Origin of the sequence: Pseudomonas sp. LPH60 (genome assembly GCF_030718165.1) — a bacterium.
In the GTDB taxonomy this organism is placed as follows: domain Bacteria; phylum Pseudomonadota; class Gammaproteobacteria; order Pseudomonadales; family Pseudomonadaceae; genus Aquipseudomonas; species Aquipseudomonas danubii.
Map to the genome: position 1 here is coordinate 1 of NZ_JAVAJH010000005.1, position 12983 is coordinate 12983.

Sequence of the window (12983 nt, forward strand, 5' to 3'; positions counted from 1 at the left end):
CCGTCAGCCTTGGTAATGGTGGTGCTCAGGGAACTGCCGCCTGCCAGTGCGTCGTTGGGTGCCGTGAAGTTCACGGTGCCGGACGATTCGCCAACCGGAATAGTGATGGTCTGACCGTTGGACAAGGTCACCACAACCGGGGAGCCAGTCACCGGAGCAGTCACCGAAGCGGTGTACACCACAGTGCCGCCTTCGGCGACGCTTGGTGTAGCGGTCAGGCTGACAGTCGACGTATCGATAGTGTCAGTGACATCAGTCACGGCAGGCGCTGGATTGGTGACCAGGTTTTCGAAGTTACCGCCGTCGGCTTTGGTGATGGTGGCTTCGACTTTGCCGGCGTCTTTGTAAACGTCGTCGGCTGGTGCTGCGACGGTGGCGGTGCCGGAAGTGGCACCGGCAGCAATGGTGATCACCGCGCCGTTGCTCAGGGTCACAGTGACCGGCGTACCAGCCGCATTACTCAGTGTCGCGGTATAGACAATGGAGCCGCCTTCAGCCACGGAGTCGGTGGCCGAGAGGCTCAGTGTCGTGGTGTCTGGTGTATCGGTAACCGAGGTTTCAGCTGGCTTGTCGTTGATCTCCAGCTTCTCGTAGTTACCGCCGTCAGCCTTGGTGATGGTGGTGCTCAAGGAGCTACCGCCAGCCAGGGCATCGTTCGGTGCAGTGAAGTTCACCGAACCTTGGCTTTCGCCAACTGGGATGGTGATGGTCTGACCGTTGGACAAGGTCACCACGACCGGCGAACCGGTAACCGGGGCCGTAACCGACGCGGTGTAAACCACGATGCCGCCTTCAGCGACGCTTGGCGTAGCAGTCAGCGAAACGGTGCTGGTGTCGATGGTATCGGTCACATCAGTCACGGCAGGTGCTGGGTTGGTGACCAGGTTTTCGAAGTTACCGCCGTCGGCTTTGGTGATGGTGGCTTCGACTTTACCGGCATCCTTGTAGACGTCGTCGGCTGGCGCCGCAACAGTGGCGGTGCCAGTAGTGGCACCGGCTGCGATGGTGATTACCGCGCCATTGCTCAGGGTCACAGTGACCGGAGTACCAGCAGCGTTGGTCAGCGTAGCCGTGTAAACGATGGAGCCACCTTCTGCCACGGAGTCGGTGGCCGACAGGCTCAGCGTCGTTGTGTCCGGGGTATCGGTAACCGAGGTTTCAGCTGGCTTGTCGCTGATCTCCAACTTCTCGTAGTTACCACCGTCCGCCTTGGTAATGGTGGTGCTCAGAGAGCTACCGCCAGCCAGGGCATCGTTCGGCGCGGTGAAGTTCACCGTGGCGGAAGACTCGCCCACTGGAATAGTGATGGTCTGTCCGTTGGACAGAGTCACCACAACCGGCGAGCCGGTCACCGGAGCCGTAACCGACGCGGTGTACACCACGGTGCCGCCTTCAGCGACGCTTGGCGTTGCAGTGAGGGACACGGTACTGGTGTCGATGGTGTCAGTGACGTCGGTTACCGCCGGAGCAGGGTTGGTCTCCAGGTTCTCGAAGTTGCCGCCGTCAGCCTTGCTGATGGTGACTTCAACCTTGCCGGCGTCCTTATAGACGTCGTCGGCAGGCGCCGCGACAGTGGCGGTGCCAGTCGTGGCGCCAGCGGCGATGGTGATCACCGCGCCGTTGCTCAAGGTTACGGTCACCGGGGTGCCAGCGGCATTGGTCAGTGTGGCGGTGTAAACGATGGAACCGCCTTCGGCCACGGAGTCGGTGGCCGAGAGGCTCAGGGTGGTGGTGTCCGGGGTGTCGGTTACTGTGGTTTCAGCGGGCTTGTCGCTGATCTCCAGTTTCTCGTAGTTGCCGCCGTCAGCCTTGGTGATGGTGGTGCTCAGGGAGCTGCCGCCAGCCAGGGCATCGTTAGGCGCGGTGAAGTTCACCGTTGCGGAAGACTCGCCCACCGGAATGGTAATGGTCTGTCCGTTGGACAGGGTCACCACAACCGGAGAGCCGGTCACCGGCGCCGAAACCGACGCGGTGTACACCACGGTGCCGCCTTCAGCGACGCTTGGCGTAGCAGTCAGTGAAACGGTACTGGTGTCGATGGTATCGGTGACATCAGTCACCGCTGGAGCTGGGTTGGTGACCAGGTTTTCGAAGTTGCCACCGTCCGTTTTGGTGATGGTGGCTTCGACTTTGCCGGCGTCTTTGTAGACGTCGTCGGCTGGCGCCGCAACAGTGGCGGTGCCAGTCGTGGCACCAGCGGCGATGGTGATCACAGCACCGTTGCTCAGGGTCACGGTCACCGGAGTTCCGGCAGCGTTGGTCAGAGTGGCGGTGTAGACGATAGAGCCGCCCTCGGCCACAGACTCAGTGGCCGTCAGGCTCAGAGTCGTGGTGTCCGGCGTATCCGTAACGCTGGTTTCAGCGGGTTTATCGCTGATCTCCAGTTTCTCGTAGTTGCCGCCATCGGCCTTGGTAATGGTGGTGCTCAGAGAGCTACCGCCAGCCAGGGCGTCATTCGGTGCAGTGAAGTTCACACTGCCGGAGGACTCGCCCACTGGAATAGTGATGGTCTGGCCGTTGGACAGGGTCACTACCACTGGCGAACCAGTCACTGGCGCGGTGACCGATGCGGTGTATACCACGATGCCGCCTTCAGCGACGCTCGGGGTTGCGGTCAGGCTGACGGTGGAAGTGTCGATGGTGTCAGTGACATCGGTCACTGCTGGAGCCGGGTTGGTTTCCAGGTTCTCGAAGTTGCCGCCCTCGGTCTTGGTGATGGTGACTTCGACCTTGCCGGCATCTTTGTAAACATCATCCGCAGGAGCGGCAACGGTTGCAGTCCCCGAAGTAGCGCCAGCGGCGATGGTGATGACGGCACCGTTGGAGAGCGTGACCGTGACCGGTGTGCCAGCGGCGTTGGTCAGGGTGGCGGTGTAAACGATGGACCCACCTTCGGCCACGGAGTCGGTGGCCGACAGGCTCAGGGTGGTGGTATCTGGCGTATCGGTAACGCTGGTCTCAGCAGGTTTATCGCTGATTTCCAGTTTTTCGTAGTTACCGCCATCGGTCTTGGTGATGGTGGTGCTCAGAGAGCTACCGCCAGCCAGGGCGTCATTCGGCGCGGTGAAGTTCACGGTGGCGGAGGACTCGCCCACTGGAATAGTGATGGTCTGACCGTTGGACAGGGTCACCACGACCGGCGAACCGGTCACCGGAGCGGTAACCGACGCGGTGTAAACCACGGTTCCACCTTCGGCGACGCTCGGGGTCGCGGTCAGGCTGACAGTCGACGTATCGATCGTGTCAGTGACATCAGTCACGGCTGGCGCTGGGTTGGTGACCAGGTTTTCGAAGTTGCCGCCATCCGCTTTGGTGATGGTGGCTTCAACCTTGCCGGCATCCTTGTAGACGTCATCGGCCGGTGCCGCCACGGTGGCGGTGCCAGTTGTGGCGCCTGCGGCAATGGTGATCACCGCGCCGTTGCTCAGGGTCACGGTGACCGGAGTGCCAGCAGCGTTGGTCAGGGTCGCGGTGTAAACAATCGATCCGCCTTCTGCCACGGTATCGGTGGCAGTCACGCTGAGGGTGGTGGTGTCCGGGGTGTCGGTGACCGAGGTTTCAGCTGGCTTGTCGTTGATCTCCAGCTTCTCGTAGTTACCACCGTCAGCTTTGGTGATGGTGGTGCTCAGGGAACTGCCGCCTGCCAGTGCATCGTTAGGCGCGGTGAAGTTCACGGTGCCAGAGGATTCGCCCACCGGAATGGTGATGGTCTGGCCATTGGACAGCGTTACTACGACCGGGGAGCCAGTTACTGGGGCGGACACCGAGGCTGTGTACACCACGATGCCGCCTTCGGCGACGCTTGGGGTCGCGGTTAACGAAACGGTGCTGGTATCGACAGTGTCAGTTACATCAGTCACGGCTGGCGCTGGGTTGGTAACCAGGTTCTCGAAGTTGCCGCCATCGGCTTTGGTGATGGTGACTTCGACTTTGCCGGCATCCTTGTAGACGTCATCGGCCGGTGCCGCCACGGTGGCGGTGCCAGTTGTGGCGCCTGCGGCAATGGTGATCACCGCGCCGTTGCTCAGGGTCACGGTGACGGGAGTGCCAGCAGCGTTGGTCAGGGTCGCGGTGTAAACAATCGAACCGCCTTCTGCCACGGTATCGGTGGCAGTCACGCTGAGTGTGGTGGTGTCCGGTGTGTCGGTGACCGAGGTTTCGGCTGGCTTGTCATTGATCTCCAGCTTCTCGTAGTTACCACCGTCAGCTTTGGTGATGGTGGTGCTCAGGGAACTGCCGCCTGCCAGTGCATCGTTAGGCGCGGTGAAGTTCACGGTGCCGGACGATTCGCCAACCGGAATAGTGATGGTCTGTCCGTTGGACAGAGTCACTACAACCGGCGAGCCGGTCACCGGAGCCGAAACCGACGCGGTGTAAACCACGATGCCGCCTTCGGCGACGCTTGGGGTCGCGGTCAGGCTGACAGTCGACGTATCGATAGTGTCAGTGACATCAGTCACTGCCGGAGCCGGGTTGGTTTCCAGGTTCTCGAAGTTGCCGCCATCGGTCTTGGTGATGGTGACCTCGACCTTGCCGGCGTCCTTGTACACATCGTCGGCCGGGGCCGCGACGGTGGCGGTGCCGGTGGTGGCACCAGCAGCGATAGTGATGACAGCACCGTTGCTCAGGGTCACGGTGACCGGAGTCCCTGCAGCGTTGGTCAGCGTAGCGGTGTAAACGATGGACCCGCCTTCTGCTACCGAGTCAGTAGCACTCAGGCTCAGAGTAGTGGTGTCCGGGGTATCGGTAACCGAGGTTTCAGCTGGCTTGTCGTTGATCTCCAGCTTCTCGTAGTTACCACCGTCAGCCTTGGTGATGGTGGTGCTCAGAGAGCTACCGCCAGCCAGGGCGTCATTCGGCGCGGTGAAGTTCACGGTGCCGGAGGATTCACCGACTGGAATAGTGATGGTCTGTCCGTTGGACAGAGTCACCACAACCGGCGAGCCGGTAACTGGAGCAGTCACCGAAGCGGTGTAAACCACGGTTCCACCTTCGGCGACGCTCGGAGTGGCAGTCAGGCTGACGGTGGAAGTGTCGATGGTGTCAGTGACATCAGTCACGGCAGGCGCTGGGTTGGTGACCAGGTTTTCGAAGTTGCCGCCATCGGTCTTGGTGATGGTGACTTCGACCTTGCCGGCATCCTTATAAACGTCATCGGCCGGGGCCGCGACAGTCGCGGTGCCAGTTGTGGCGCCAGCGGCGATGGTGATCACGGCACCGTTGCTCAGGGTCACGGTGACCGGAGTCCCAGCAGGATTGGTCAGTGTCGCGGTGTAGACGATGGAGCCGCCTTCGGCCACGGTGCCGGTGGCCGACAGGCTCAGGCCGGTATCGTCAATGGTGTCAGTGACTGTGGTCACGGCCTTGTCGGTGCTGGGCACCAGGCTCTCGAAGTTGCCGCCCTCGGCCTTGGTGATGCCGACCTCGATGGTGCTGCCGTTCTTGTAGACATCGTTGGCCGGGGCCGCGACGTCGATCGAACCGCTGGACTTGCCCGCTTCAATGGTGATGACCGAACCGTTGGACAGGGTAATGGTCACCGGCGTCTGCGCCGGGTTGGTCAGGGTGGCGGTGTAGGTGATCTGTCCGCCTTCGGTGACGTTGGCATCGGCTGTCAGGGTGACGGTGGTGGTGTCGATAGTGTCGGTGATCTGGGTCACCGCCGGGGTTGGATTGACGGTCACCAGCAGGCCACCGCCGCCAGCGGTGCCGGTCACGCTCACGCTGATCTGGCCGGGGTCGATATAGACGTTGTCTTGGGGCGCCAGAGGGACCTGCACGCTGCCAGTGGTTTGGCCCGCACTGATCACGATGACCGCACCATTGGACAGGGTGACGGTCAGGTCGGTCAGCGGTGCCTGGGTCAGAGTGGCGGTATACACCAGCACACCACCGGCTTCGGTGATGGTCGGGGTGGCGCCCAGGGTCAGGGTCGCCGGACGCAGCGAATCACTGCCACTGCCGTTGCCATTGGCCAGGCCATTATTGTTGGTCAGCCCGCCTATGGTGTTGTCCTGGGCCGAAGTGGCCAGCCCCAGGCCGGCCGTCGGGAAGCCGATGGTCGGGTCCACCCGGCCAGCGGTTTCCTCAAGCTGGACGAAGCTATGGCCGCCCCCGGCGGCACCGCCCGTACCTGCTGCGGACGGGCCGGCAGCGGTGGCTTCCAGGTCGGTGGTCGGGTCGACACCCGCGGCAATGGCCTGCTGCAGTTCAGCCACCGATGGCGCGGCTTGCGCACTGGCCTGGGCCAGGTCGGTGCTGGAGTCTGGTGCGGCACCGCTCCATTGAGTGTCGCGGCCAAGGTCGAGGGTCCGTCCGTCGGTCAACTCCAGGGTAACGGCACCCGCCGGGCCGGTATCCACCTGGTCACCCACGAACAGGCGGTCGCCTTCGATGAGTACGCGCCGGATTCCTTCCGGGGAAACTACGAAAACCTGACCGACAATGCTTTTGACGATGGCAACAACACTGCTCATTGGGGACTCTCCGGTGTACCGCTCAGTTGACATCCATGTACCGGCTTGGGCGCGGGCCGCAACTCAGTCTGGAGGTACATTGCTGTGTAATTGGGAACGGGTATTTGACAGTATAGTCGTCAATATTTTGGCTATATTTTTTCGAAATTAACTTTATGCCAAACTATTGACCTTATGGGTGCCATCCTAAACAATCGCCGAATTAATGTCACATTGATATTCGTGCAGTAACCTGACTTGAAGTATGTGAACCAGTTCTTAGTTTGAACTTTCCGACGGACGGTCGTTGTGGTTGCAATCACTCGATGTGGCACCACGTTATGACGTGTTTCTGGACATGCTGTCCGAGGGAAATTCTTACCATGCGTTTTCACCTGTTCAAGGCCCTGCCGTTCGCCTTAGCTGCCAGTTTCGTGCAGGCACAAACACTCCCCGAAGCCATGCAGAAAGCACTGGATGTGCACCCGGAAATTCAAGCCGGGGTAAACAGCCGTCTAGCCGCCGACTATCAACTTAAAGCCGCCAAGGGTGGCTATTTGCCGCGTGTCGATATGCTCGCTGGCTACGGTCGCGAAGGGACCGATAACCCTAGTACTCGTGCGGGTACTGGCAGCAATCACTGGGAAACCCTGAACCGTAGCGAGTCAAGTTTACGTCTCCAGCAGATGGTTTTTGACGGTTTTGCCACGTCCAGCGAAGTGGGGCGTCAACAAGCCACCGTCAACTCTCGGGCTTATTCCCTGCTGGGTACTTCCGAGCGCACCGCGCTGACCGTGGCCCAGGTGTACCTGGATGTGTTGACCCGTCGTCAATTCGTGCAACTGGCAGAAGACAATCTGCGTAATCACGAACGCATCTACGACCAGATCAAACTGCGCACCCAGCGTGGCGTGGGCAGTGGCGCCGACCTTGACCAGGCCGAAGCGCGCATGGCCCAGGCCCGCAACAACCTGATCACCGAGCAGACCAACCTGGCCGACGCCCAGACCAACTACCTGAGTGCGGTAGGGCAGATGCCGGATCAACTGGAACGCCCTGCCAGTTTTATGGCGATGCTGCCGGCCAACCTCGATGAGGCCCGCCGTCAGATGCTGGAAAACAGCCCGATCCTGCGCTCCGCCGAGTCCGACATTGTCGCTGCCGAGAAGCAGTACGACGCCGCCAAATCGGCGTTCTACCCACGCTTCGATGCTGAGCTGGGACGCACCGCCGACAACGACCTCGACGGTCAGAACGGCCACAACAATGAATGGCAGGCCATGTTGCGCATGCGCTTCAACCTGTTCGCCGGCGGCAGTAACAAGGCCGATCTGGAGTCCAAGGCCTACCAGTCCAACCAGGCGCTGGATATCCGCAACAACGCTCTGCGGGTGCTGAACGAAGAGTTGGGCCTGGCCTGGAACGCCTTGAGCAATGCCAACGCTCAGGTGCCGATCGCCCAGCAATATGTCGATCGCAGCACCGCGGTGCGCACGGCCTACCAGAAGCAGTTCAGTCTGGGCGAGCGCACCCTGCTGGACCTGCTCGACAGTGAAAACGAACTGTTCACCGCCTCCCGGCGTTTGGCCGAGATCCAGAACATTCAGTTATTTACTCAGTATCGAATCAAGGCGACCATGGGCGAGTTGCTCAAGAGCCAGGGAGTGGTCGCACCTATGGCTTCGGTCGTGCAGAACGATGCGAAGCCCAAGGTCCAGCTGCCTGGGATGAATTGAGCTACTTTCATCCTATTGCCAGCCAAGAGTGTCCAGCGTGGAATCAGAAGTCAGTCGTGTGCAATTCAGTCATGATCCGCGCGGCATGCATGACGACCCCTTGCTGGATGGGCTGCTGACCCTTTGCTTCCTGCATCAGAAGCCCGCCAGTGCGGCCATGCTGACCACGGGTCTGCCATTGCCGTCACAGCGCTTGAGCGCCGAGCTGCTGCCCCGTGCGGCGGCCCGGGCCGGGCTGCAGGGGCGCGTTTTACGTCGCAAGCTCGAGCAGATTCCGACCATCGCGATGCCCGCCCTGCTATTGCTCAAGGACGGCCGCAGCGCCGTGCTTCTGGGCTGGCAGGGTGAGGACCAGGCACGGCTGCTGCTCAGCGAAAGCGACGGCGGTGAAGTCTGCGTCAATCGCCAGCTACTGGCCGACGACTACAGCGGCCAGGTGTTCTTTGCCCAGCCCCAGCACAAGTTCGACGTCAATCACGGGTCGCTGATTCCCCGGGCCCGCTCCTGGTTCCGCGACACCCTCAAGCGTTCGCGCTGGTTGTATGCCGACGCCATCGCCGCGAGCCTGCTGATCAATATCATCGCCATGGCCGCGCCGCTGTTCGTGATGAATGTCTACGACCGGGTAGTCCCCAACCAGGCCACCTCGACCCTGTGGGTGCTGTCCATTGGCATCATGGGCGCCTACATTTTCGACCTGATCCTCAAGAGTCTGCGCAGCCTGTGCCTGGACCTGGCGGGGAAAAAGACCGACCTGATCATTTCCGCCACGCTGTTCGAGCGCATCGTCGGCATGGCCATGAAGTACCGCCCGGCTCGGGTCGGCAGCTTCGCCCAGAACATCCATGAGTTTCAGAGCCTGCGGGATTTTCTCGCGTCCCTGACCCTCACCAGCCTCATCGACCTGCCGTTCACCCTGCTGATCTTCCTGGTGATCGCCATCTTGGGCGGGCACCTGGTGTGGATTCCGGTGCTGGCGTTCCCCATCGCCCTGGGTATCGGCTACGCCTTGCAGAAGCCCCTGGTGGCGACCATGGAGAAAACCATGGCCCTGGGTGCCGAGCGTCAATCGAGCCTGATCGAAACCCTGGCCGGGCTGGACGCGGTCAAGGTCAACAACGCTGAAAGCGAGCGTCAGTATCAATGGGAGCAGACCATTGGCACCCTCAGCCGCCTGGAACTGCGGGTGAAGATGCTCTCCAGCCTGGCGATGAACATCACCTTGCTGATCCAGCAACTGGCCGGGGTGATCATGATCATCTTCGGCGTGTACCAGATCATTGACGGCAACCTCAGCATGGGCGGGCTGATCGCTTGCTACATGCTCAGCGGCCGGGCCCTGAGCCCGCTGGCTTCGCTGTCCGGCTTGCTGACCCGCTACCAGCAGGCCCGCGTCACCATGACCTCGGTGGACCAGATGATGGAGCTGCCCCAGGAGCGCAATTTCGACGAGCGTCCCCTGAGCCGCAACGTGCTGCAGGGCGCCATCGAATGCCGGCTGTTGAATTTCACCTACCCGGGGCAGCAGAACCCGGCGCTCAAGAACATCAATCTGGTGATCAAGCCAGGCGAGAAGGTCGGCATCATCGGCCGCAGCGGCTCGGGCAAAAGCTCCCTGGCCAAGCTGCTGGTAGGGCTTTACCAGCCCGATTCCGGTGCCTTGCTGGTGGACGGCGTGGACATCCGCCAGATCGATGTCAGCGAGTTGCGCCATAACATTGGCTACGTGCCCCAGGACATCCAGCTGCTGGCCGGCACCCTGCGGGACAACCTGACCTCCGGTGCCCGCTACGTTGAAGACGAGCTGGTGCTGCAGGCCGCCGAACTGGCGGGGGTTCACGAATTCGCCCGGCTGCACCCGCAAGGCTATGAATTGCAGGTGGGTGAACGTGGACAGAACCTGTCCGGTGGCCAGCGTCAGAACGTCGCCCTGGCCCGTGCCCTGTTGCTCAACCCGCAGATCCTGTTGCTCGACGAGCCCACCAGCGCCATGGACAACACCGGTGAAGAACGCCTGAAGCAGCGCCTGGAGTCAGTGGTGCAGAACAAGACCGTGGTCCTGGTTACTCACCGGGCGTCGCTGTTGTCGCTGGTGGATCGGTTGTTGGTGGTGGACCGTGGACAGATCCTGGCCGATGGTCCGAAAGCGGTGGTGATGGAAGCGTTGAAGAAGGGGCAGATCAGTGTTGCTTAAGTCGGGATTCAAGGACTCGATCCGCCGCTATTTCAAAGGCACCGATTCTCTTCAGGGGCAGCCGCTGCCTGAGGTCAACAAGGCCCTGATCGAAGATGCGCCTCGGGTCATTCGCCTGACCATCTGGGGCATCATCGCGTTCTTCCTGTTCCTGGTGCTGTGGGCCAACTTCGCGGTCATCGACGAAGTGACCAAGGGCGAGGGCAAGGCCATTCCGTCGTCCAAGGTGCAGAAGATCCAGAACCTGGAAGGCGGCATTGTCTCCGAGCTGTACGTCAAGGAAGGCCAGGTGGTGGAGGCCGGAGCGCCGCTGATCCGTCTGGATGACACGCGCTTCCAGTCCAACGTCGGTGAGACCGAGACTGTGCGCCTGTCCATGTTGCTGCGGGTCGAGCGCCTGAGCGCCGAGGTCGATGACCGGGCGCTGAATTTCCCCGAGGACGTGCTCAAGGAAGTCCCCGGCCAGGCCGCCAGCGAAAAGTCCCTCTATGAAAGTCGTCGCCAGCAACTGCATGACGAAATCGGCGGCCTTCAGGAACAGCTGATCCAGAAGCAACAGGAGCTGCGCGAGTTCACCTCCAAGCAGGCTCAGTACCGTCAGCAGTTGGGCTTGCAACGCCAGGAAATTGCCATGTCCGAGCCTTTGGTGGCCCAGGGCGCGGTATCACCGGTGGAAGTGCTGCGGCTCAAGCGTGCCGAAGTGGAAACCCGCGGCCAACTGGACGCCACCACCCTGGCGATTCCTCGTGCCGAATCGGCGATCAAGGAAGTGCAGCGCAAGATCGATGAAACCCGCGGCAAGTTCCGCAGCGAGGCCCTGACCCAGCTCAACGAGGCGCGCACCGAACTGAACAAGGCCAGCGCCACCGGCAAGGCCCTGGAAGACCGGGTCAGCCGGACCCTGGTCACCTCGCCGGTGCGCGGTATCGTCAAGCAACTGATGGTCAACACCATCGGTGGCGTGATCCAGCCGGGTAGCGACATGGTGGAGATCGTGCCCCTGGACGACACCCTGTTGGTGGAAGCCAAGATCCGTCCCCAGGACATCGCGTTCCTGCACCCGGGGCAGGAAGCGATCGTCAAGTTCAGCGCCTATGACTACACCATCTACGGCGGCCTCAAGGCCCGCCTGGAGCAGATCGGCGCCGACACCATCACCGACGAAGACAAGAAAACCACCTATTACATGATCAAGCTGCGCACCGACCGCAGCCATCTGGGCACCGATGAAAAACCGCTGCTGATCATCCCCGGGATGGTCGCATCGGTGGACATCATCACCGGCAAGAAGAGCATCCTCAGCTACCTGCTCAAACCGATCATCCGCGCCCGCGCTGAAGCCCTGCACGAGCGCTGATCCATGTAAGAAGCGACCTTGCCAGCCTTGTAGGAGCTGGCTTGCCAGCCAAGGGGCCCGTGAGAGCGCCTTCGCCGGCAAGCCGGCTCCTACAGTTCGTCTCATCGAGCCGTCGACAGCGCAGCGTCCCCAGGTATCGCGCCGCTCGAATCAACATATCGTTATTCGCTAACGGTATTTAAATTCGCTTTCTTATATCTATAAAGTCGACTCCCTGCGTACCTGCCGACCAATCGGCGCGCCGCACGAAATGAACCCACACGGGATCTCCGTGAGTTTCTGATCGACGCGCGCGCCCTGGGCGCGCCTGCGCGGGAGTTTTAAGTCATGTCTGCATCAGCCAGTGCCGCGCCCATCGCTGCACAAGCCTTCGAAATCCGTCCCTTCAGCGGCGCCGTGGGCGCCGAGATTATCGGCCTGGACCTGTCCCGGCCGGTCAACGACCAGGACTTCGCCCGCATCCACCGCGCCCATCTGGATCACCACGTGGTGGTGTTCCGCGACCAGCGCATCAGCCCCCAACAACAGATCGCCTTCAGCCGCCGCTTCGGCGTGCTGCAGATCCATGTGCTCAAGCAGTTCCTGCTGGCCGGTCACCCGGAAATCCTCATCGTTTCCAACATCATCGAGAACGGCCAGTCCATTGGCCTGGGGGATGCCGGCAAGTTCTGGCACTCGGACCTGTCCTACAAGGAACTGCCGAGCCTGGGCTCGATGCTGCACGCCCAGGAATTGCCGGCCGAAGGTGGCGACACCCTGTTCGCCGACATGCACACAGCCTGGGACACCCTGCCCGAGGCACTGCGCAAGGCGGTGCAGGGCCGCAGTGCCGCGCATTCCTACACGGCGCGCTACAGCGAGACTAAGTTCGAGGGCAACTGGCGCCCGACCCTGACCCCGGAGCAACTGGCCCAGGTCGCCGAGGTGGTGCACCCCATCGTCCGCACCCACCCGGAAAACGGCCGCAAGGCACTGTTCGTCAGCGAGGGGTTCACCACCCGCATCGTCGGCCTGCCGGAAGACGAAAGCGCCCAATTGCTGGCCGAGCTGTACGCCCACAGCGTGCTGCCGGAAAACATCTACCGCCATCAATGGCAGCCCCACGATCTGGTGTTCTGGGACAACCGCTCGCTGATCCACCTGGCCGCCGGTTGCCCGAGCCATCTGCGTCGCAAGCTGTATCGCACCACCATTCAGGGCGACGCCCCTTACTGATCGCCAGGCACGGCAGGAGAATCATC

General features: G+C 61.6%; 5 protein-coding genes. 4 read left to right on the forward strand and 1 reads right to left on the reverse strand.

Features of this window, described 5'->3' with window-relative positions:
• On the reverse strand, positions 1-6476 hold a 6476-nt coding region (locus Q8O96_RS18530), incomplete at its 3' end, for a retention module-containing protein (RefSeq protein ID WP_305949198.1).
• Between the two features lie 362 nt (positions 6477-6838).
• Between Q8O96_RS18530 and Q8O96_RS18535 the strand changes: the two genes are divergently transcribed.
• The 4 genes from Q8O96_RS18535 (at position 6839) to Q8O96_RS18550 (ending at position 12957) form a co-directional block, all read left to right on the forward strand.
• Positions 6839-8191 (forward strand): TolC family outer membrane protein, encoded by a 1353-nt coding sequence (locus Q8O96_RS18535; RefSeq protein WP_102862542.1) that lies wholly within the window; start codon positions 6839-6841, stop codon positions 8189-8191.
• 37 nt (positions 8192-8228) lie between these two features.
• Positions 8229-10385, forward strand: a complete 2157-nt coding sequence (locus Q8O96_RS18540; protein WP_102862543.1) for a type I secretion system permease/ATPase — start codon at positions 8229-8231, stop codon at positions 10383-10385.
• Positions 10375-11742 (forward strand): HlyD family type I secretion periplasmic adaptor subunit, encoded by a 1368-nt coding sequence (locus Q8O96_RS18545; protein WP_102862544.1) that lies wholly within the window; start codon positions 10375-10377, stop codon positions 11740-11742. Before Q8O96_RS18540 ends, Q8O96_RS18545 begins: the two co-directional genes overlap by 11 nt.
• Positions 11743-12069: 327 nt before the next feature.
• Positions 12070-12957, forward strand: a complete 888-nt coding sequence (locus Q8O96_RS18550) for a TauD/TfdA family dioxygenase (protein WP_102862545.1) — start codon at positions 12070-12072, stop codon at positions 12955-12957.
• The last annotated feature ends 26 nt before the right edge of the window (positions 12958-12983 follow it).

What these genes read in the sequence shown, in the direction of transcription:
- Q8O96_RS18535 (WP_102862542.1), top strand. Translation starts at nt 6,839, where the DNA reads ATGCGTTTTCACCTGTTCAAGGCCCTGCCGTTCGCCTTAGCTGCCAGT.
- Q8O96_RS18550 (WP_102862545.1), top strand. Translation starts at nt 12,070, where the DNA reads ATGTCTGCATCAGCCAGTGCCGCGCCCATCGCTGCACAAGCCTTCGAA.